Origin of the sequence: uncultured Cyclobacterium sp., assembly GCF_963977555.1 — a bacterium.
Taxonomy (GTDB): domain Bacteria; phylum Bacteroidota; class Bacteroidia; order Cytophagales; family Cyclobacteriaceae; genus Cyclobacterium.
On record NZ_CAXBPD010000004.1, the window covers coordinates 143,678 to 166,661 of the forward strand.

At 38.9% G+C, this 22,984-nt stretch carries 18 protein-coding genes and 1 tRNA gene; 5 read left to right on the plus strand and 14 right to left on the minus strand.

What is annotated here, in order from left to right:
* Nucleotides 1-274: 274 nt before the first annotated feature.
* Together AAC073_RS06290 and AAC073_RS06295 are read right to left on the minus strand one after the other, a co-directional pair.
* A tRNA-His gene (locus tag AAC073_RS06290) sits at nt 275-350 on the minus strand.
* Nucleotides 351-428: 78 nt separating this feature from the next.
* Nucleotides 429-1,772, minus strand: a complete 1,344-nt coding sequence (locus AAC073_RS06295; protein WP_339922999.1) for a dihydroorotase — start codon at nt 1,770-1,772, stop codon at nt 429-431.
* 70 nt (nt 1,773-1,842) lie between these two features.
* Between AAC073_RS06295 and AAC073_RS06300 the strand changes: the two genes are divergently transcribed.
* Entirely contained in the window at nt 1,843-3,198 is a 1,356-nt protein-coding gene (locus AAC073_RS06300) for a DEAD/DEAH box helicase (RefSeq protein ID WP_339923000.1), read from the plus strand.
* A 71-nt stretch (nt 3,199-3,269) separates the two neighbouring features.
* Here AAC073_RS06300 and AAC073_RS06305 read toward each other — a convergent pair whose 3' ends face one another.
* On the minus strand, nt 3,270-4,133 hold the full coding sequence (locus AAC073_RS06305; RefSeq protein WP_339923001.1) for an alpha/beta hydrolase-fold protein: 864 nt from the start codon (nt 4,131-4,133) through the stop codon (nt 3,270-3,272).
* A 183-nt stretch (nt 4,134-4,316) separates the two neighbouring features.
* Here AAC073_RS06305 and AAC073_RS06310 point away from each other — a divergent pair, with 183 nt between their 5' ends.
* Nucleotides 4,317-5,273 carry a sugar phosphate isomerase/epimerase family protein gene (locus AAC073_RS06310; protein ID WP_339923002.1) on the plus strand — a complete coding sequence of 319 codons (957 nt, stop codon included), beginning with the start codon at nt 4,317-4,319 and terminating at the stop codon, nt 5,271-5,273.
* 38 nt (nt 5,274-5,311) lie between these two features.
* Here AAC073_RS06310 and AAC073_RS06315 read toward each other — a convergent pair whose 3' ends face one another.
* The 3 genes from AAC073_RS06315 to AAC073_RS06325 form a co-directional block, all read right to left on the minus strand.
* Entirely contained in the window at nt 5,312-5,767 is a 456-nt protein-coding gene (locus AAC073_RS06315; RefSeq protein ID WP_339923003.1) for a DinB family protein, read from the minus strand.
* Between the two features lie 142 nt (nt 5,768-5,909).
* The gene (locus AAC073_RS06320) at nt 5,910-6,497 is read right to left on the minus strand and encodes a hypothetical protein (protein WP_339923004.1); all 588 of its coding nucleotides are present in this window, start codon (nt 6,495-6,497) and stop codon (nt 5,910-5,912) included.
* A gap of 533 nt (nt 6,498-7,030) precedes the next feature.
* Nucleotides 7,031-8,530, minus strand: coding sequence for a M28 family peptidase (locus AAC073_RS06325; RefSeq protein ID WP_339923005.1), 1,500 nt, complete (start codon nt 8,528-8,530; stop codon nt 7,031-7,033).
* A gap of 176 nt (nt 8,531-8,706) precedes the next feature.
* Between AAC073_RS06325 and gcvP the strand changes: the two genes are divergently transcribed.
* Entirely contained in the window at nt 8,707-11,595 is a 2,889-nt protein-coding gene (gene gcvP / locus AAC073_RS06330; RefSeq protein ID WP_339923006.1) for an aminomethyl-transferring glycine dehydrogenase, read from the plus strand.
* Between the two features lie 58 nt (nt 11,596-11,653).
* Here gcvP and fumC read toward each other — a convergent pair whose 3' ends face one another.
* From fumC to AAC073_RS06355, 5 genes are all read right to left on the minus strand, one after another.
* Complete coding sequence (gene fumC, locus AAC073_RS06335; protein WP_339923007.1) at nt 11,654-13,054, minus strand: class II fumarate hydratase; 1,401 nt, start codon at nt 13,052-13,054, stop codon at nt 11,654-11,656.
* Nucleotides 13,055-13,268: 214 nt separating this feature from the next.
* On the minus strand, nt 13,269-13,751 hold the full coding sequence (locus AAC073_RS06340) for a hypothetical protein (RefSeq protein ID WP_339923008.1): 483 nt from the start codon (nt 13,749-13,751) through the stop codon (nt 13,269-13,271).
* A gap of 27 nt (nt 13,752-13,778) precedes the next feature.
* Nucleotides 13,779-14,159: a RidA family protein gene (locus tag AAC073_RS06345; RefSeq protein WP_339923009.1), complete on the minus strand. Its 381-nt coding sequence runs from the start codon at nt 14,157-14,159 to the stop codon at nt 13,779-13,781.
* Nucleotides 14,160-14,235: 76 nt separating this feature from the next.
* A complete protein-coding gene (locus AAC073_RS06350; RefSeq protein WP_339923010.1) occupies nt 14,236-14,925 on the minus strand; it encodes a response regulator transcription factor in 690 nt (229 codons plus the stop codon).
* On the minus strand, nt 14,922-16,637 hold the full coding sequence (locus AAC073_RS06355) for a HAMP domain-containing sensor histidine kinase (protein ID WP_339923011.1): 1,716 nt from the start codon (nt 16,635-16,637) through the stop codon (nt 14,922-14,924). Before AAC073_RS06355 ends, AAC073_RS06350 begins: the two co-directional genes overlap by 4 nt.
* Nucleotides 16,638-16,833: 196 nt before the next feature.
* Here AAC073_RS06355 and lysA point away from each other — a divergent pair, with 196 nt between their 5' ends.
* Both lysA and AAC073_RS06365 read left to right on the plus strand, forming a co-directional pair.
* Complete coding sequence (gene lysA / locus AAC073_RS06360) at nt 16,834-18,066, plus strand: diaminopimelate decarboxylase (RefSeq protein WP_339923012.1); 1,233 nt, start codon at nt 16,834-16,836, stop codon at nt 18,064-18,066.
* Nucleotides 18,067-18,444: 378 nt separating this feature from the next.
* The gene (locus AAC073_RS06365) at nt 18,445-18,684 is read left to right on the plus strand and encodes a hypothetical protein (protein WP_339923013.1); all 240 of its coding nucleotides are present in this window, start codon (nt 18,445-18,447) and stop codon (nt 18,682-18,684) included.
* Nucleotides 18,685-19,511: 827 nt separating this feature from the next.
* Here AAC073_RS06365 and AAC073_RS06370 read toward each other — a convergent pair.
* Genes AAC073_RS06370 through AAC073_RS06380 form a run of 3 tightly spaced genes read right to left on the minus strand, consistent with a single transcriptional unit; the run spans nt 19,512 to nt 22,976 of the window.
* Nucleotides 19,512-20,093, minus strand: a complete 582-nt coding sequence (locus tag AAC073_RS06370) for a bifunctional precorrin-2 dehydrogenase/sirohydrochlorin ferrochelatase (RefSeq protein ID WP_339923014.1) — start codon at nt 20,091-20,093, stop codon at nt 19,512-19,514.
* Between the two features lie 7 nt (nt 20,094-20,100).
* On the minus strand, nt 20,101-20,877 hold the full coding sequence (gene cobA, locus AAC073_RS06375; protein ID WP_339923015.1) for a uroporphyrinogen-III C-methyltransferase: 777 nt from the start codon (nt 20,875-20,877) through the stop codon (nt 20,101-20,103).
* Entirely contained in the window at nt 20,874-22,976 is a 2,103-nt protein-coding gene (locus AAC073_RS06380) for a nitrite reductase (RefSeq protein WP_339923016.1), read from the minus strand. The genes cobA and AAC073_RS06380 overlap by 4 nt, the downstream gene beginning before the upstream one ends.
* Nucleotides 22,977-22,984: the final 8 nt, after the last annotated feature.

A 22,984-nucleotide genomic window follows, 5' to 3' on the forward strand; every position in this document is an offset into this window, starting at 1 on the left:
TAACTTAAACATGATCTACTTAATTAAATGAATTCTACAACGGACGCTAATCAAATAACATGCCACTTACTGAAGATAGCATAACCTATGGGCATAGCCAGTTATCAAGCTTATTGAGCACACCCTAACTCACTGCTTTTCAATCATTCAACAAGCAAAAGAGTGGAAACGCAACTCCTTGACATGAATTCACCTTATAGGTTCAAGGCTTTGGACAGTTAAATGTAAAAGCAGTTATAAAAAAAACAACCCTCCCTATTAATAGGGAGGGTTTGGGTGAAAGACCGGGTTCGAACCGGCGACCTCTGGATCCACAAACCAGCGCTCTAACCAGCTGAGCTACAATCACCATTTTTAATCCTTTACTGATTCTTTTATCAGATGGGAATGCAAAGGTAATATGCTTTTTTCAGTCACGCAATACCTAGCTACACATTTCTTGAGAATTTAAGCCTTTCGCCCTTTTTTTCTTCATTAAAGACACCATTCTCATAGGCTAAATGTCCAGACACAATGGTATGCGTTATTTTAGAACGAAACTTTTGACCTTCAAAAGGTGACCACCCACATTTTGAAATTACATTTTCTCTCTTGACCTCCCAAGGATCATCCAAATTTACCAAAACTAGATCAGCAAAATAACCTGCCCTTAAATATCCACGCTTTTCGATTTCAAACAATATGGCAACGTTATGACTCGTTTTCTCCACAATTTGCTCTAAACTAATCTTACCATCATGGTACATTTCAAGTAAGGTTGCTAAGCCATGTTGCAATAGTGGCCCTCCCGAAGGTGCTTTAAGATAGGATTGCTCTTTTTCTTCTATCGTATGTGGAGCATGGTCTGTGGCGATCACATCGATATTCCCTTCCAAGACTCCTTTCAATATGCTCTCTCTATCTTCCACCGTTTTGATCGCTGGGTTCCATTTGATAAAATTCCCTTTTGTGGCATAGTCTTCTTCAGAAAACCACAGGTGGTGAATGCAGGCTTCCGCCGTAATCCTTTTTTCTGACAAGGGTAGGTTTTTATCAAACAAACCAACCTCTTTTCCAGTACTGATGTGCAACACATGTAACTTAGTACCATACATTCGCGCCATATCTACTACAATCTTGGAAGCGTCGTAACAGGCCTCTTCCGAACGGATCTTTGGATGAAGCTTTACAGGAATATTTTCCCCATATTCTTTCTTATAACGCTCTAAGTTTTCCTTGATGATATTGTCATTCTCACTGTGCGTAGCGATCAAAATAGGGCAATCTCTGAATATCGCTTCCAGACTCTTGGGATTGTCTACCAGCATATTGCCTGTAGAGGAGCCTTGAAAGACTTTCACCCCACAGACATTGTTAACATCCACACTTTTTATGGTCTCAATATTTTCATTTGTAGCCCCTAGATAAAAAGAATAATTCGCCAGTGACTTTTGAGCAGCATTGGCATACTTTTCCTCCAGTAGCTCATGGGTGGTGCTTTGAGGAATCGTATTGGGCATTTCCATAAAACTCGTAACACCTCCTGAAACCGCCGTTTTACTTTCAGTGTAGATCTCTGCTTTGTGGGTTAATCCTGGCTCTCTAAAGTGAACTTGGTCATCAATTAAACCTGGTAATAAGTACTTTCCACTGGCATCTATGTCTATATCCGCTTCGTATCCTGACAAATCACCACCAACTGAAAAGATCAACCCCTCCTTTATATATACATCTCCTCTTATAATCTTACCTTCATTTACTATATTTGCATTACGGATTAGTATTCTTTTCATAGCATTTGTTTTTAATGGGTAGGTGCATGGGTCGAAACACCTCTTAATATTTTCCTAAATTTATAAAATCATGTCCGATCAGCTACCATCTTTTGATAATTTTAAGCTCAATAACCAACTTTTAAATGCTGTGAAGGAAATGGGGTATGAAAAACCTTCACCAATTCAGGAAAAAGCAATACCATTGGCGCTGGCTGGTCATGATATTTTGGGAATTGCACAGACAGGCACTGGTAAAACTGCTGCCTATGTTTTGCCCCTACTTTTTAAAGTAAAGTATGCGCAAGGACACCACCCCAGGGCATTGATTATGGCTCCCACCAGGGAGTTGGTTATGCAGATTGAAGAAGCCATTAAGGAGTTTGGTAAATACACTGATCTAAGGTACGTATGCCTTTATGGGGGTCTTGGCCCAAAACCACAGATAGAAAAGCTTCAGGAAGGTGTTGACATAATAATTGCCACCCCAGGCAGGTTCAATGACCTTTACCAAAAAGGAGAAATTTACACCAGGGACATCAAAACGATGGTTTTGGACGAAGCTGATAAAATGCTTGACATGGGCTTTCTTCCACAAATTAAAGCCATCCTTGAAGTCATTCCCGTTAAGCGGCAAAACCTACTTTTCTCTGCCACCTTTAGCCAACGGGTAGAAAACCTATCTTATGATTTTCTGGAATTCCCTGAAAGAGTGGAAGTCGCTCCGCAAGCAACCACTGCGGAAACCATCGCACAATTAAAATATTATGTCCCAAATATTAAAACAAAGTTAAGCCTGCTTGAAAAACTTGTGATGGAGGAGGGTTTTGAAAGAGGAATCATCTTTACCAAATCTCGTATCAATGCTGACACGGTCTATAAATACCTCCAGAATCATCATTCAGGAAGTATCAGGGTGATTCACGCCAACAAAGGTCAGAATACAAGGATCAACAGCATGGATGACTTCAAAAAAGGAGAGGTAAAAATACTGGTAGCTACGGATGTGGCTGCTAGAGGACTCGATGTGAGTATGGTTAGTCATGTAATCAATTTTGATGTGCCATTAATTTACGAAGATTACGTCCATCGAATTGGTCGAACAGGAAGAGCAGAAAATGAGGGCAAAGCAGCAACCTTTATAAATCCTGCTGAAGCGTTTCACTTCGAAAAAATTGAAACAATCATACGAATGATTGTAAATGAGCAGCCAATTCCGGGTGACATCACCCTACATGAAACTCCTTTTGAAGAAAAACAGGCATACGAAAGGGAAATAGATAAACAAAAAAGAGGACACGACCCTGATTTTAAAGGGGCCTTTCATGAAAAGAAGGGGCCTCCAAATGCTTATAAAGAAAAAGAAGAAAAGCGAGGGAATAAAAACAGCAAGGCCAAAAGGAACAGGAATCAAATGAAGAAAAAAAGTAAGCATAAAAACAAATAGGGCGTATAAGTCCTATTTGTTTTTATGCTTACCTCATTATGATAATTCTTTATTCCCTAAGTTCATATCTACTATTGGTGGAATGTTTGGGAAATAAAGCCAAGAACCACTGGAAGTGAATCTCTCCAATAGGTCCAATTATGAGCCCCGTCACGTATTCTAAATTCATGTGGTATCTCCATTTTTTTCATCGCAATATGTACTAGGCTATTTCCTTCATAAAGGAAATCATCATCCCCACAATCAAAAAACCATTTAACTGATTTTATCTCCTCAGGGTCATTTAACTCAAGCTGTCTTAAGGCCTGGTGTTTATCAAAATAGGCCTGTAGCGAAGCCTTATCCTTCACTGAAACCTTATCTTTCGCCATTCTTTCCTTAAAATCCTCAAAACTTGAATTTCTCAAAGAAGCACTCAAAGGACAGGCAGAAGAGAATAAATCTGGTCTATGCATAGCATAGAAATAAGTGCCGCCACCACCCATAGAAAGCCCTGATATAGCCCTGTATTTTTTTTCGCTTTTGATACGGTATTGAGACTCTACGTATGGCATTAATTCTTCGAAGAAAAAATCTTCGTAACGCCAATCATTGGTTAAATCATTAAAATAACCTCTTTTTCCCGTATTTGCATCTGGCATCACGATAATCATGGGAGTAGCTGTACCATCTGCAAATGCCTCATCTGCGATGCGTTGCACTTCCCCAAACTGAACCCATCCAGTTTGATCATCCCCTGCCCCATGCAGCAAATAGAGCACCGGGTAGGACCGTTGCGAATACTCATAACCTGGCGGTAAATAGACAGCAAACTTTCTTTCCATGTTAAGAATTTTACTGTCCATGGTCAAGGCATCAAACACCCTGCTTTGCTGGGCCATCAAGCCTGAAAGGGTCAAGAAAAATAAAGGCAAAAGAATACGGATAATTATCATTGTTCTTATGGTTTATGTTTGGGTAGGGAAAGTAAAGAAATATTCTTAGTTATCCCTTTTTTCAGCACTTATTATCCTATATGTTCGTGAAAATTGCTTTTATTTTTATTAATTATTCAATTACCCACTACCTATTTTTTACTATTTTGTCATAAGAATCCAAACTTACATATACCTTCAGCTATGAAAAGAAGAAAGTTTTTATCCAAAAGCTCACTTGCCCTATTGAGCGCTGGCTTTTTAGGGGCTACTGATTTACCCTTTAGAATAAAACAAGACCGAAAGTTTAAAATAGCCCTAAACCCAGGGATTATAGGAGTCAAAGCAAATCTGCAGCAAACCCTAGATTATGCCATCACTTATGGCTACGAATCCATTAGCCCTTTCGTGGAAGAAGTAATGCAACATTACTCCGAACAAGAATTAGCGGCACTAACAGCAAAAATGGCAACCCATAATATTGGATATGGCTCCACTAATATCCCAGTAGAATATAGAAATGACAAACGCAGGTTTCTGGAGGATTTTAAAATGTTAGAGGGATTTTGCAAGTCTATGGAAATACAAGGCGCAACCCGAATCAATACATGGATCATCTCTTCCCATAAAGACCTCCCGTATAGGGAAAACATGAAACAACATGCTTTTCGACTAGGAGAATGCGCCAAAGTAATGGAAGATCATGGCATCCGCCTCGGTCTGGAATACCTGGGAACGAGACCACTACTCAACCAAAATCGATATCCGTTTGTAGCCAATATGAAAGAAGGTCAGGAGCTGATTAACGCAACTGGCCAAAACAATGTAGGCTTTGTTTTGGACTCTTTTCACTGGTATACTGCCAATGACAGCAAAGAAGACATCCTCCAACTAAAACCTGAGGACATTGTGGTAGTAGACATCAATGATGCTAGAAGTGGATTTACCAGAGAAACCCAAAGGGATGGTAAACGTGAATTACCATTAGCGACAGGTGTAATCGACCTTAAGTCCTTTCTGGAAGGTTTGGTAGAAATTGGTTATGATGGACCTGTCAGAACCGAGCCCTTTAATCAGGCACTCGATGAAATGGAAAATGAGGCTGCATTGAAAAAAAACAAGGCTGCAATCATTAAAGCACTTGCATTAGTGGGCATGTGATAGGCATTTTCAATTCACCTATCAAAAGCCTATTGGATTCAGACAAATTTACGAATACTCATCATATAGCCCAAATGAAGGCCTTCATGGAAATTATTAAAGACAATGGCATCCTCCACAGTGCTTAAGTGAAAGCCGGTTTTTGTAGTTTTTTCATGGAAAGTAATAAATTTACCACTATCGTAATCAGACTCCGTTTGTTCTATTAATCCGATTAACAACGATTTTAATTCTTCCTGTTCTAAAGCTGATACAGGCTCATTGGGCTTGGTCCCTATCCCATACTTTCCAAACATCTCATCTGACACATGTCCCTGCAAACCTGCACCTTTATAAACAAGTCCTTGCTGGGCCACAATTACATGTCCAATATTCCATATAAGGTTGTTATTAAACCCTTGAGGTATTTTATTTAACTGGTCAAGTTTATAGTTTTCCAGAAAATTGAGGTAAATGCCCCTACTGGTCTTCCAGGTTTTAAATGTAGCTTCCATTAGTAATACTAGCGTGTTTAAAAGACCTTATAATTATACGATTAATCAGGCCTTTGTATTCAATAATTATATTTTGACCGGACGAATACAACTATCAGGGTTCAATAGAGAGAATCAAAACTTCTCAAATGCTTCGGATGGATTATTTTTTTGGAGGACTAATCATGATATGGGCACGATGAGTACCAGGATCCATTATCCATGGCATTCCTGGCACGTCAGGTTTTAAAGCCAAACCTGTACTTTCTTCAGTGGCCCAAGGGATATAGACTACGTATCGAAGATAGGTATTGTCAACCTTTCCTTTGGAGCCATCAAAGTCAGCTTTATCAGCTGTCAAAACATAAAGGGCTGCAGGAGCATCAGGCATTTTAAAACGACCACTTTTGGCTTCCTCCTCACGTGTATCAAATATCTGCTTGAAATTTTTACCATCTTTTTTAAGCACTCTGCCTCGTTCCATAAAAGGCTCAAGATCTTCGTGGTAACAAGAAACGCTGAATCCATCTGCCTTGGGATCGTCAGCAATGCATATCATTTCATTACTACCTTCCCTTAAAACCGCCCATTGCCCATTGCTATCATAGCCATAAACTTTGGCCTCTTTCCTAAAATCTTCTGGAGCAGCCAAGACCGCCGTCTTTATTTGAACAGTTTTATCAGGAACTTGCTGAGCATCAACTCGGCCTATCAAAAATAGAATGAAAAGACTAAACAATAATTTTTTCATGGCTAGGACTACTGTAAGGTTAAAGTAATTTTTAATCAATATACTCAATCTTTTGATTTCATTGAAAAATTATCCAGAAAACCTTTCACCCCGAAATAGGCAATAGACAATCTATTGCCTGTTGATCCGCCGCTGCGGAGAAAATCAGCCATTTCGTTGCTGTTTTCAATTTCACCATAGCGATGCTAAGCTAAAATCTGCCTACAGCCTGATGTCATTGCGATTACAACACTTCCCGTAAATACAGGTCAGGGTTTAGCCCTGACTATTGTCAGAGCGGAGAAATCCCGATACTTAATCAAGGTTCATCAGAAGCAATTGATTACCACTATATTAAGGTTCTTTAGCATTTATATTTCGACCCTTTCAATCAATGGGCCATCCAATGAACTGAGAAAAAAATGAATAAGCAAAACCCAGTATAGAAAATTCTACCCCTATTGAATAGACAAGGCTTGAAGGAAATTCAATTATAAAAAAAGGGTTGGAACTATGGTCCAACCCTCTTTTAATTCATATATGTGATTTCTATATTACCTTTCACTTCGGTTATTGATGCGATCCACAGGTGTTCTATTTGCTCTATTGGCCAAATCCCATGCAGTATGAAATATTAACTTGGCCCTCTTTTCCATCAACTCAAATTCAATCTTGTCAACGGTATCTGTTGGCTGGTGGTAATCATCATGTACCCCATTAAAAAAGAAAATCACAGGAATATTATGTTTCGCAAAATTATAATGATCGGAACGGTAGTAAAACCTGTTGGGATCATCCTCAGCGTCATACCTGTAATCCAAAATCAAATCGGTATAAGTGATATTGTTGTATTCATTGACAATTTTGAGTTGAGAAGACAACATTTCAGAACCAATCACATAAATATAATCCTGATTATCTGCATCCTCATATTCGTAATCAATCCTACCGACCATGTCAATATTGATATTATTAACCGTGTTTTCCAAAGGGAAAATGGGGTTTTCCGAATAATACTCAGACCCTAGTAAGCCTTTCTCTTCCCCTGTAACATTTAAAAACAGTACGCTTCTTCTTGGCTTATATCCATCACTTGCTGCTTGAGAAAAAGCTTCCGCTATCTCCATCACCGACACGGTACCAGATCCATCATCATCTGCCCCATTGTTTATTTCACCAGTACTACTCACCCCAACATGATCATAATGAGAGGAAATCACAAGTACCTCTTCTTTTTTATCTGTACCTTCCAGGAAGGCCATTACATTTTCAGTATTTACAATATCTTTCTGTTTTACCACCTGATACACCACTTTTTGAACAGGGATAACTGAAGGATCATTTTTTGCTGCTTCTTTTAATATCTCTACTGCTGTATCGAAGAGCTCTCCCATTTTTATGGAGCTAACCATAAACACTGGCTTTTGCTCGGTAGGCTTATCAAAACCCATTCTACCCTTACCAGACATGCTTTTGTATCTATTAGCCATCCGGTCAAAGTTTGCTTGTCCTTCCATGGTTACGATGATGGCTCCGGCAGCACCTGCTTCCATTACTTTATCTACCGCTTCACCCAGACTTTCGCCAATTGCCCATAAGCCTACTAATTTTCCTTCAATCGCTACCTTTGAAAGGTTTTCCTCAGTCGCCAAGCCTAAAAACACCAATTCTGACTTCCTTTTTTTCTTCATGTCGGCATCACCAACAAAAACAAAGTCCTCGTTCAAGGTTAATTTATTCCTGCCCACCTTAAGAGATATTTCTTTCCAACTAACACTCGACAATTGAAAAGGTTGTAGGTAATTTCCATCAACAGGACCTTTTAAGTCTTTGTCTTTATAAAAATTAACTAGGTATTCAGCTGCTGTTTTTTGCCCCTCTGAACCTGTATCTCTTCCCTTCAATTCATCCGAAGCTAAATAAGTCAAGTGCTTTTTCAAATCCGCACTTTGTATTGTTGAAGCATATTTTAAAGAGAGGTCTTCCTGTCCAAAAGTTGGACAGGAAATAGAGACAATAAGTAAAACTGCAACAAAAGTTAATTTATTTTTCATTTTATATATTTAATTGATTACAAAACAGCATTATTTGCTAAGTCCAAAAAATTCAAAAGGTTAATAAGAAGATATTTAAGCATCAATTCAACACCTAAATCAGCTATTATTTTTACCTTTGCGAATCCTTATAAGGTTTATTGGTCTGGCCAAAATTAATCATATTTTATCTTTTTATGAAAATCAATCTCTCTTCATCCGAAAAATTCAGAAATAGGCATATCTCACCTTCTGAAAATGATCTTCAAGAGATGCTAAAAACCATTGGAGTTGACTCTTTGGAAACACTAATTGATGAGACAATCCCAAAAAACATTCGATTAAAACAGCCCCTACAATTACCCCCTCCACAGTCAGAGAATTTATTCCTTAAAACTTTTAAAGCTACAGTAAGTAAAAACCAAATATTTAAATCCTATATAGGTTTAGGGTATTATGATACTTTAGTACCAGCCGTCATCCAGCGAAACATACTAGAAAATCCAGGATGGTACACTGCCTATACACCTTATCAGGCCGAAATAGCACAGGGTAGGCTAGAAGCTTTGATCAATTTCCAGACCATGGTCAGTGAACTTACTGGAATGGAGTTGGCCAATGCATCGCTACTGGACGAAGGAACTGCCGCAGCGGAAGCCATGGCCATGTTGGCCGCAAGCAAGGGAAGAAGCAAAAAGAAAGCCACTACTTTCTATATAGACGAAAAAGTTTTTGAACAAACAAAAGAGGTGCTAAAGACCCGAGCGGCTCCTATAGGTATCTCCCTAAAAATCGGATCATTGTCTGACCTGGACCTGACCGATCCTGATATATTCGGCGTACTAATACAGTATCCAAATTCCGATGGCGAGGTTATCGATTACAGCGCATTAGTAGCTTCTGCTATTGAAAATGAAATAACCACGGCATTTAGTACAGACCTATTAAGCCTCACCCTGCTCAAGCCTCCAGGGGAGATGGGCGCAGATGTGGTCATAGGAAGCACCCAGCGTTTTGGTGTCCCCATGGGTTTTGGGGGACCTCATGCAGCATTTTTTGCTACCAAGGAGTCCTTCAAAAGACAAATCCCAGGCAGAATAATAGGCGTATCAGTTGACAACTCGGGACGTAACGCGTACAGAATGGCTTTGCAGACGAGGGAACAACATATAAAAAGAGAAAGAGCCACCTCAAACATTTGTACTGCTCAGGTTTTATTGGCCGTGATGGCTGGTATGTACGCAGTGTATCATGGCCCCAAAGGACTAAAAGCCATCGCTTCACGCACGCATGGCTTGGCTGTCATGACAGCTGAATGGCTTAGCAAGCTTGGCTTTGAGCAAATAAACGAAGCCTATTTTGACACCATACGTTTCAAGGTAGACGAAGTGCAGAAAGAAAAAATTCGTGCTTTTGCCCTGTCCAAAAAACTAAATTTCAGATACGAGGAATCCAACATTTTACTAAGCTTTGACCAGGCAAAAACAAGGCAAGATGTTGTTGACATTTTTGAAGTATTTGCGAAATCTACAAATAAACTTCAACCAGAGATTCCTGAAATTCCTAGTCAAATAGCGTCTACCATACCTTCTACTTTAGAACGAGAATCCACTTTTCTTGAACATGAGGTATTCCAAAAATACCATTCAGAGCATGAGATGCTCCGTTATTTAAAAAGGTTGGAGAACAAGGACCTTTCCTTGGTGCATTCCATGATATCATTAGGCTCCTGTACAATGAAGCTTAATGCAACTACAGAGATGATCCCCGTCACTTGGCCAGAAATTGGCCAGTTGCATCCATTTGCGCCTCAAAATCAGGCAGCGGGTTATTATGAGATGTTTCAAGATTTAAGAAATTGGTTAAGCGAAATCACTGGATTTGCGGACACTTCCCTACAACCCAACTCAGGAGCACAAGGTGAATATGCAGGACTAATGGTCATAAGAGCTTACCATCAAAGCAGAGAAGAGGATTTTAGAAACGTAGTATTAATTCCTTCCTCAGCCCACGGTACTAACCCTGCATCAGCAGTGATGGCAGGGATGAAGGTGGTGATCATTCCTTGTGATGAAAAAGGTAATATAGACGTAGACGCGTTTAAAGAAAAGGCAGCCGCCCATAAGGATCAACTTTCGGCCTTAATGGTTACTTACCCTTCTACTCATGGCGTTTTTGAAGAAGCCATACAAGAAATCTGTGAACTTATTCACGAATATGGCGGTCAGGTATACATGGACGGAGCAAACATGAATGCTCAAGTGGGGCTTACAAGTCCAGGAATGATTGGCGCTGATGTCTGTCACTTAAACCTCCATAAGACCTTTTGCATCCCTCATGGGGGAGGTGGACCGGGCATGGGACCTATTTGTGTGGCCAAGCATTTGGTTCCTTTCTTACCTGGAAATCCTCACGTCAAAACTGGAGGAGTAGCAGCCATCACTCCTATTTCATCTGCTCCTTATGGTAGTGCAAGTATATTGCCCATTCCTTACGCCTATATTGCCATGATGGGCGAGGAAGGCTTGGCCAAAGCCACGAGAATCGCCATTCTGAATACCAATTATATTAAATCGCGTTTAGAAGCTGATTATCCTATCTTGTATACGGGCACCAATGGACGGGCAGCTCATGAAATGATCCTAGACTGTAGGGCTTTTAAAGAAGCGAGCATAGAGGTAGTAGACATAGCGAAACGATTAATGGATTATGGCTTTCATGCGCCTACAGTTTCTTTCCCAGTACCGGGAACGCTAATGGTGGAGCCTACTGAATCAGAATCTAAAGAGGAACTGGATAGGTTTTGCGATGCAATGATCTCCATTCGTCAAGAAATCAGAGAAGTTGAAGAAGGTAAAGCAGACAAAGTTTCCAACGTATTAAAAAATGCACCTCACACAGCAGCTGTTGTCATCTCAGACACTTGGGAACTACCTTATAGCAGAGAAAAGGCTGCTTACCCATTGCCTTTTGTCAGGGAGCGTAAGTTTTGGCCATCTGTTGGTAGAATTGATGCTGCCTATGGAGACCGTAACCTGATGTGTAGTTGCATTCCCACATCAGAATTTGCTACTGAAGAAGCATAATCACCAGTGGGATAAAACAAAAAACCCCAATTTGCTGTTGCGAATTGGGGTTTTTCTATCATTTTAAACTTCCTGTCATGTTTTCAGGTCGTACCCATTCGTCAAATTGTTCATTTGTCAACAATTCAAGGTCAAGGGCAGCCTCTCTAAGACTTGTTCCCTCCTTGTGAGCTTTTTTAGCAATTTTAGCAGCATTTTCATAACCGATATGCGGGTTAAGTGCTGTAACGAGCATCAGGCTATTTTCAAGATGTCTTTTTATAAAGGGTATATTAGGTTCAATGCCTACCACGCAATTGTCATTAAATGACACACAGGCATCACCTAAAAGTCTGGCGGAAGTTAGCAAGTTATTCACCATCATTGGCTTGAACACATTGAGTTCAAACTGTCCACTCATGCCACCTACAGAAATGGCTACATCATTCCCTATGACTTGAGCACACACCATGGTCATCGCTTCCACTTGGGTAGGGTTCACTTTTCCCGGCATAATAGAAGAACCTGGTTCATTTTCTGGAATAAGGATTTCACCTATTCCAGACCTAGGACCTGAGGATAACATACGGATATCATTCGCAATTTTCATCAGGCTTACGGCCAGCTGCTTCAAAGCCCCGTGGGTTTCTACAATCGCATCATGTGCCGCCAAAGATTCAAATTTATTAGGGGCAGTTACGAAAGGATTGCCGGAGAAATGAGCAATTTTCTCTGCTACTAACGCTGCATAACCGTTGGGGGTATTCAGCCCTGTACCTACTGCCGTTCCACCAAGTGCCAACTCTGACAAATGCGGAAGGGTATTATCAATCGCCTTCATGGCATGGTCCAACTGTGCCACATAACCTGAAAACTCTTGCCCCAATGTCAATGGGGTTGCATCCATAAAGTGTGTTCTTCCTATTTTAACCACAGTCTTGAATTCATCAGACTTGGCTTTAAGCACATCTCTGAGTTTTTTCACCCCTGTGAGCGTAGTATCTATCACCATTTTATAGGCGGCAATGTGCATTGCAGTAGGAAAAGTATCATTAGAGGACTGAGATTTGTTCACATCGTCATTGGGATGAATTTTCTTTTTTTCATCCTGCAAACTTCCACCCAATAGTACATGTGCACGATAGGCCACTACTTCATTTACGTTCATATTTGACTGTGTGCCTGAACCTGTTTGCCATACCACCAATGGGAATTGGTCATCAAGTTTACCCTCAAGGATTTCATCACATGCTTGACTAATAATGTCCGCTTTGGCTTGATCCAATACGCCCAAATCCGCATTGGTTTGAGCAGCAGATTTTTTCAGAATTGCAAAAGCATGGATGATCTCTAAAGGCATCTGGTGTTTTAACCCACCAATTTTGAAATTATTAACAGATCGTTGGGTTTGGGCACCCCAATATTTATCAGCAGGAACCTCTACCGGCCCCATGGTATCTTTTTCTATCCTGTATTCCATTATGTTGTGTATTGATAATTTATAAATTGACTAATTATTCTGCTAAAATACGACAGGTCAGGCATAATCCATAAAGCAGAAGGAAATTCTTGTTTGATTAGGGCTGATTTAAAGGTCAAGTCTTAAAATTGAATTGCGCAATAAGATTTGAAGTTTAATGTGAGCTTTTAAATTAAGTGATTCTACTAATAATAGTGCTCTTATTTTACCCCAATCAGATTTTCATTAGTTCATGGAAAAGCGTTTTACTTTCCCGTACTTTTCGCTTAAAATGTGTACAGGCAAATCCATAATTCGCAAGCCCCACCGAAAAGCACAAAAGCGCCAATTTCCAATCCTGGACTACTGCAAGAAACAAAACCGTCAACCCAAATGAAACGATGGCCCAAAAACCGAGAAAAAATGACGCTCCAGGAAAAAACGAATAATTCAATGACACTAGGCAGCCTTTAGAAAGCGGTGATATCTCCCCTTTGATTAATGGCAAAAAACTATCTGCCTTGTCAATTTTTTTTGAGATACTGAAGCTATTCTCGCCTATTTTACCATTAAAAAAAACTGATTTATTACTGTTCAAGAATCTTGTTTCATCAAGGAAGTCTACGCTTTTAGTGATCAATTTAAGCCTATACATCACCTCTTTACTTCTAAGGGTACTTACAAATGTCTCGCTATAGTCGGGAACCAGTTTCACCATACTGCAACAAATTAAATAGCTGAGATTTTACAAAACGGCAATACAGGAGATTTCTACCGCTACATCTTTTGGCAAACGGCTTACCTCCACGGTCTCTCTTGCAGGAGGGTTTTCTTTAAAATATTGTCCATAAGCCTCATTAATTGTCGCAAAGTCTCCCATATTTTTAACAAAAATACTGCATTTGACGACATTGGAAAAAGTAAGTCCTGAAGCCCTTAGTATCGCTTCAAGGTTTTTCATAACGGCATGCGTTTCCTCAGTAATATTAGAGGTAAGTAATTCTCCTGAATCTGCATCAAGGGCGATTTGTCCTGAAACAAACAGCATACCGTTGGCTTTTACTGCCTGGCTATAAGGACCAATCGGTGCCGGAGCCTCTAGAGAATTGATTATTTCTTTGGCCATAATATTTTTAGAAATTTAATTGACTACAAATTAAACTTTATTCATTTAAATAATCAATTAACTAAAGAAAAAGCAACTAGTTGGCGACTAATTTGAATCCCTCCCCATGGAGGGTAATGATCTGCACACTGTCATCCGTCTTAAGCAATTTCCTGATTTTACTCAAATAAACGTCCATACTACGGGCATTAAAATAGCTATCATCTCCCCAAATTTGCTTTAAAGCAAAAGAACGGCTCACATTTTCATTCAATGAAGCTGCCAATAAACGAAGTAACTCATTTTCTTTTGAAGTTAGTTTATTGGTCCCCTGTGGTCCTTCCAGAGTTTGTTTGTCATAATGTAGCGTAAAATTTCCAAAAGTGTAAGATTTCAGAACTGTCTTTTCCCCTTTGTTATTCGTTCTCCTTAATATGGCATTAATTCTCAGCAATAACTCCTCCATACTAAAAGGCTTTGTAATATAATCATCTGCTCCAATCCGGAAGCCCTGAATAACATCTTCCTTCATATTTTTAGCTGTAAGGTAAATGATGGGTATATGCTCTTCTACCTTTCTTATCTCCTTACCCAAGGTAAAGCCATCTTTTATAGGCATCATCACGTCCAGCAAACACAACTGATAATAGTTCTTTTTGTATTTGTTCCATCCCTCTTCACCATCCCTACATAAAATGACCTCATAGCCTTTCACGCCTAAGTACTCTTTTAATATATCCCCTAAGTTTGGGTCATCTTCTACCAATAAAATCTTGATCTTGCTCATTTATTTTTGGGTAAGTTTATAGTAAACACGCTTCCTTGACCAGGCTCGCTGTCTAATTTTATAGTTCCTTTGTGCGCTTCCACCATGGTTTTGACATAGGATAGCCCTAAACCAAAACCTTTGACATCATGTAAATTGCCCGTAGGCACCCTATAGAATTTATCAAATATTTTCCTCTGGGCCTCTTTGTTAATACCAATGCCCTCATCTCTTATGGCAATGGTAAAATCAGTCTCGGATTCATTGACACTGATTTTTATTTGAGGAGCACTTTTTGAATACTTGGTTGCATTGTCGAGTAAATTATTAACAATATTATTTAAATGAAAGACATCGGCATCAAGTTGACCCGAAATGAGTGAATACTCACTACTTATGGTTCCACCTCTATTTTCTACTATTAATTCAAAATGATTTTTGGCAGCATCAATAAGTGCCTTTAGGTCCACTCTTTCTAATTTAAGGTTGAAATCCTTCTTTTCTAACGCAGCAGCATGTAGGACTTGCTCAACCTGCTTTCCAAGTCTAATGTTTTCATCCTTGATAATATTCAAATACCGTTTCCGCAGTGATTCTTCCCCAAATAAATCAGGGTCTTGCAGGGCTTCTACCGCCAAACTTACAGTAGAAATTGGCGTTTTAAACTCATGCGTCATATTGTTAATAAAGTCATTCTTTATGTCAGACACCTTTTTCTGACGAATGATAACTTTAATGGCATAAACAAAACAAATAATAATAATGCACATAAATACCAATGAGCTACTCAATGGTAGAAACACCTGTCGTAGTAGATAATTTTGCTTTTTAGGGAAGTAGATCACCAAAAAATTCTCCACTCCAAGTAAATCACTGGGGAAAAGTTCCGCTTTTATTCCATTCTCCTTTAGGAAGTTTAAATCCGATACATTCCCGATCCCTACAATATTATTTCTATTATCAACAATGCCAAGTTCGAATGGTTGGTCAATTTTTCTATTGATCAATTGATCCCTCACTTCATTTTTAACCACTGTTGTATCAAGTCTATTAAGGACATGTTGATTGCCCTGAGCCAGCAATTGATGGATCACCACTTCTACCAATTCGATTTTCATATTGGCCTTAACGATGCTTTCTGCCACATTCCGTGACACATTAAGCTCCTCTATGATATAATTTTGTCTTCTATTGGCATATTGACGCTTGCTTAATCTTTGATCCTGCTCACTTAAAAATTCTAAATGCCGCTCTTTTTCAGCAAGCAGTATGGCCAATTCGTCTGGAGTAAAAAGACTAGAAGCCACTTTTGGAGACATGTTAAAATATTTCTCTATCTGACTAAAACTTTTAAGGTCCCCCTCTCTACTAGCAATTAATTTCCGGAAAGTTGGCGAAATCTGTGGTATAGGTTGATCAAACAGTGAATCCAACACTGAGGGTCTATTAACGGCTACTTTCCTCCTTCTGACTTGGACTTGGATGGGCTCAATGGGTTCCAATAATGCTTTTTGAAAAATGGTATCCCTAGCGAGGGAACTTAAAAGAATATCACTTGCTTCACCTTTCTCTATCCGCTCGGAAGTACTGGACAGTGCTTGAAATACATTTTGCTCAAAACGTTCCTCATTGATTTTAAGCACATTGCGGACCCAATAGAACTGAAAGCTTATCAAGCCTAAACTAGCCAGGGACATTAAAAAGACAATTATCTTTATACTCGTTTTTGACATATTACAAATCTAAAAGATATCACCCTCTAAATCATATCCTTAACTTTATTTAACAAAAACCATACAAAATAAATTTACCTGCTAGCGCTTTAATAACCGCGATAACCTCAGCAAAATTCCTTTTCCTAATGACTTATCTCATTTGAATTTTAACTTTAACATGCTTTATATATCTTTGCCTGCTAAATCAAAAGCGATGGAAATCAAAAATCAACAATATTGCATAGGGGAAATCCCTCTATTGGATATCGCCCAAAAGTACGGAAGTCCTGTATATGTATATGATGGAGCCAAAATTCTTCATCAGGTAGATGCTATAAAACAAGCTTTCTCTGAGGTGAAGCTTAAAATAAAATATGCTACGAAGGCGCTTTCAAACATCAATATCTTAAAATTGATGAAAAAGGCTGGCACGGGTGTGGATGCAGTTTCCGTTGAAGAGATAAACCTTTGTCTGCATGTTGGATTTTCACCAGATGAAATCATGTACACACCTAATTGTGTGGATTTTGATGAAATCAAGCAGGCAGTCGCATTAGGTGTAATGGTCAATATCGACAGTATTCCTATGCTGGAGCATTTTGGAACCGAATATGGGGGAACTGTCCCTATCTGTATTCGATTAAACCCACATATTCTAGCTGGAGGAAATGCTAAAATTTCGGTAGGCCATATCGACAGTAAATTTGGAATTTCAATACTACAATTAAAGCATGTACTCAAAGTCGTTCAGGCTTATGGGCTTAATGTTATTGGTCTTCATGTGCATACTGGATCCGACATATTGGATGCGGACGTTTTCCTTAAGGGAGCTGAGATACTATTTGATGCCGCCAGAGAATTTAAGGATTTATCCTTTCTGGATTTCGGTGGAGGATTTAAAGTAGGGTATAAGGAAGGAGATATCACCACAGACATTCAAGATGTCGGGAAGAAAGTCTCTGTCGCTTTTAAAGAATTTTGTAAGGAATATGGACGGGAGCTAGAAATATGGTTTGAGCCTGGGAAATTCCTGGTAAGCGAATGTGGTTACTTACTCACTAAAGCCAATGTGGTAAAACCTACGCCTGCAACAACCTTTGTGGGAGTGAATTCCGGACTCAATCATTTATTAAGGCCAATGATGTATGACGCTTATCACAGCGTTATAAACATCTCTAAACTTGACGGGCCAGAAAGGGTTTATACCATTGTAGGATATATATGCGAAACAGATACCATAGCAGCTGATCGCAAAATAAAAGAAGTAAAAGAAGGCGATATCATCGCAATAAAAAATGCTGGCGCTTACGGTTACAGCATGTCATCCAATTACAACTCAAGGTTTAGGCCTGCAGAAGTATTAATTATAAATGGCAAAGACCACCTAATTCGAAAGAGGGAAACCATGGACGATATACTTAGGAATCAGGTTTCTATAGATTTTTAAAAAATGGGGCAAAATAATTTTGCCCCATTTTTTTTTTACTTTTTCGTGATTTTTTCCAAAATACTTGATAGTAAATTCATTTTTAAATCCACCAAATAATACTTGGGAAATTCTCAGAATTCCTCCAAATAATTATTCTTTAACACAATTTGCATATACGGAATTTATTCTATTATTTATTAAAATATAACAGATAATAAGGATTTCATTTAACTGTATTCTAATTACATAAAATAATATTCCAAAAATTGAATTGCATTAAATGGCTTCCATAAAACAAAATACACTATTTGAAATAGGTTTTTTGGCAAATTATAGATTACCTGGTATTTTAATAAAAATGAAAATTAAACTTAACTAACTTTTAAATTTTATTTAATGATGGCATCCAAAACAAAGGCAATTATGCAGGTCCATCTGGATCAGCAAAACAATGGGGGAATCGGAGAGGACCTGTTGGAATACGCGGAAACGATGAGCGAAGCATTGGGTATGGATACTAAAAACATCCACAAGGAAATGCAAAATGGAGATTTGAACCATTTAATAGCAACCTTCAATAGGTATTTTGGCGAATACATAGAATTACTGGATTCTGATCATTCCGTTGGATTATAACCTGGTCTAATCTAAGGCATCTCGTCAAAATTACAATAGCAGAAATAATATCACCTTTTGATTTTTTTTTAAAAATCTATACTATAAGTAACAGCAATCACATTGAAATAAATCATTCTTTTAACTGGCCAAATGGCAAAAAAAATCTGTAAACAGCAAAAACATTTTTTTTTAAAATTATTAGTAACAAAAGTCATAAAGTGATTCTATGAAAATTAAATTTCATAAAAGAATTATTTTATGACTTACTTTTTTACTCCCTTTTAAAACCGAATTAGGCAAATCTGAGTTGGAAAAGGATAGACACCTTCTTGCTTAATTCAAAAGATACCGAATTATCCGGAAAGGTTAATATTAGAAATGACTTAGGACTTAAGCAGGGCTATTGATTAAAATTGGTAGATGCTGGGCTTCATTCTGTATAATTAGGTCAATGCTTAAAAGGAAAAGTAAGCCTTACTTCAACTTTTTCACCAGATATCATTCCAGGGTCGCAGTCGAGCAACCGGCTATCCTGAGAACTTTGGAAAATCATTAGATACCAGATTTCGGGTTTCTTTGGTTTTTAGGGCGAAAACAGAATAAAGATGCACCACTGTGTTTTAGAAGATATTGTGGACATAAAAAATTCATATGATTATGGTATAGTAATTAAAAAATATATTATATTTAATTCTACAATTAACCAACAAACCAATGTATAGGAATAACAACAGGCTCTTACAGTCTGACTTAAGACTGAGCGAAGATGAAAAATTAAAATTATTAAAATACTACATCAACGATCTCAAAAACGAACAAATAAAAAGGGGCTAACCGCCCCTTTTTTATTTGTCACTTTTTTTCATCAGCCCGACTGTCAACTTATTTAAAGCATCTACTTTTTCCTCAAAATCACCTTTTAAAGTATCCCGGTATTTGTTAATATTCTCTACCATTTCATTGATATCATCAGGGATTATCTCTTCAAAAAGCTGCCGTAATCTTTTGGCGGTGGTAGGGCTTTTCCCATTGGTGCTTATGCCAATTTTAATATTTCCTTTCGTCACAATGCCTCCTAAATAAAAATCGCAATATTCAGGTGTATCTGCTACATTTACCAACAGATAACGTTCTTTTGCATCGTGGTAAACCTTTTTATTTACTTCTTTGTCATCTGTAGCTGCGATCACCAAGTGTTTTTCATTCAGATAGGATTCATTGTAAGCATTCTGCACCAAATTGATATTGAGATTGGCTTCTGCTATGGTAGAAATATCATCCAAAAACTCCTTGGAAACCACCGTTACTTTAGCATTGGGACTTGATTTCAATAGAAAAGTCAATTTTTCCAACCCAACATTTCCAGCGCCTACCAACAAAGTTTCTAACTGATGTACTTTTAGAAAAACCGGGTACAGTTCATTCATTATCTATTCAATTCAGTTTATTTTCAAAGACTACAGCTTCATAAACGGCTTTCAACTTGGGACTTTCTCGAACCACATCACCTATGATGATAATAGCCGGTGCACCCACTTGGTCCTTTTGGGCTTTCTCCTCTATGTCTGCAATGGTTCCAGCGACGATTTTCTCATCACGCGTAGTTCCACGTTCTATAATGGCTATGGCTTTATCAGAAAAACCTTGCGCTTCATAAATCCTAACAATCTCTTCTAGTTTCCTGGTACCCATAAGCAACACTACTGTAGCTTTGGATTGACTGGCTAATAAAAGATCTCTAGACAATTCACCATTAGAAGTTGTTCCTGTTATCACCCAATAACTTTCAGAGACACCCCTTTTTGTCACAGGAATACCTGCAGCAGCTGGAACGGCCACGGTGGAGGATATACCAGGGACCACCTCTGCCTTTATTCCAAACTGTTGAATATAATCAAGTTCTTCTGCTCCTCTACCAAACACAAATGGATCGCCTCCCTTAAGCCTTACTACATGCCCAAACTTTTTGGCATAGTATACACACATCCTGTTGGTTTCTTCCTGAGGATTTTGACGGCTACCATTTCGTTTACCGACAAATATCTTCAAGGCTTTATCAGGGGCATGATTAAGCAGGGAAGCATCTATTAACGCATCATAAAGGACAACATCTGCCTTATTCAATGCCAAGACGCCTTTTAAGGTTATTAATTCCGGATCACCGGGACCAGCACCTACCAGGGTTACTCTTGGTCTAGTTTCATTCATCATGCATTTACTTCTTTTGCTCTGTATTCGCTGATTGCTTCAAACACCTGTTCGGCAATTTTAAAATAGGCCAAAGCAAATTCTTTTGACGGTTGATTCTCTTTAAGTTGGTAAACCAATTCCGAAAAAGAAGCAGGAAGATTAACTTTATTCGTTTCTGTCAGGTGCTTGTCAAACTCAATTACAAGGTTGGCAAAGCTATTGGTATTGACACCTTCAGCAGTAAGGATTGCTTTCCCAGCATTCATCATACTGGTATAGGTTTGATAAATCCCATCAGACCACTTTTCCGCATTCAAACTGTCCTCTGCATCAGCCAACTTCTCTCTGGCCTCCAATAATAAAGTAGACACCAAATCAATAACCACACCAGCACATTCACCAACGCCTATTGCTTTGACATACGCTTCGTCATTGCCCCAATCTACAAAATCGCTTTCTGTAATATTGTCTGTTCCAGCAAATGGTTTTAATATTTCATAGAAATACATTTGACCCTTGCGCTCATAATAGGCAGCATAGTTTTCTTCTTTTTCTGCCCCAGATTTGAAATCATCAAGAAGGGCTCGTAAAGTCTGTGGCCCTCTTTTACTTGGTACCTTGATTACCTTATCCGCAAATTTTCCTTTTCCATCTCCAAAAGTGGCTCCGCCTAGCAATACCTGTAATGCAGGTAAAACAGCCTTACCCACTTTCATTGACATCCCCTGGAAGCCAATAGAAGCCATATTGTGCTGACCACATGCATTCATACATCCGGAGATCTTAATGTTTAGGTCCTTATTGAGTAAAAATTCAGGATATTCATCTATAATCACTTTCTCCATCACTACTGCTGCGCCAGTACTACTGGCAATACCCAAATTACATGTATCAGTACCTGGGCAAGCGGTAATGTCACCTACGGAATTGTATCCGTAATCTACCATTCCCAACTTTTTAAGTTCTTGGTAAAAGAAAGGAATCAATTCTTCTTTTACATCTCTAATCAAAAGGTTTTGACGGAGCGTGAAACGGATCTCATCACTAGCATATTTTTTAACCAAAGCGGCCAATTGACGGGCTTCTTTTAGATAAAAGTCTCCGAGATGCACTTTGACACCAATAGAAAAATAACCAGCTTGCTTTTGATCCAAAACATTGGTCAATTTCCAACGCCTGTAATCCTCATCTGTAGGAACTGTAAACTCAGGCACCACAGGATCAGGCAATGCATTGGCTGCATCACTGGCTGTTGTATCGATTGGGTAACTTTGAAATGGAAGGGCAAGTTTCTCCTCGTCTACCAACCTCAAGAACTCCTCCACACCAAGATTATTGATGAGGAATTTCATTCTTGCTTTCATCCTTTTGGCCCTCTCCCCATGCCTATCAAAAACCCTTACGACTCCTTCTACAAATGGAATGATTTGATCAGTAGCCAAAAATTCATGAACCACATCAGCATGTCTTGGTTGCGAACCTAATCCGCCTCCTAGAAGCACTTTAAATCCTCTTACTTCTTTGCCATCCACTTGCCTAACCTTAGGGATAAATCCAAGATCATGAAGGTAGGAAAGCGCCGTGTCTTCGTCGCTTGAAGAAAAACTAATTTTAAATTTTCGACCCATTTCCTGACTGATAGGATTCCTCAGCATGTACCTGAAGGTGGCGTCAGCATATGGGGTAACATCAAAAGGTTCCTTGGGGTCAATTCCAGCTGTCTCTGAAGCAGTGACATTCCTTACAGTATTGCCACAGGCCTCTCTAAGGGTGACATCATCCTTGTCCAATTCTGCCCATAATTCCGGGGTGTCGTCAAGACTTACATAGTGGATTTGAATATCCTGCCTTGTGGTAATGTGCAACCTGCCAGTAGAATATTTTTCTGACACATCACAAATCCTGTTCAGTTTCCCAGAAGTCACCCTTCCATAAGGCAACTTAATTCGGATCATCTGAACACCTTCTTGACGCTGTCCGTAAACACCTCTTGCTAAACGAAGACTTCTGAATTTTTCTTCGTCAATTTTCCCGTTGCGAAACAAGGTTATCTTTTTTTCCAGTTCTAGAATTTCTTTTTCTACTACTGGATTTTCTATTTCAGTTCTGAAACTTTGCATCTTAAATA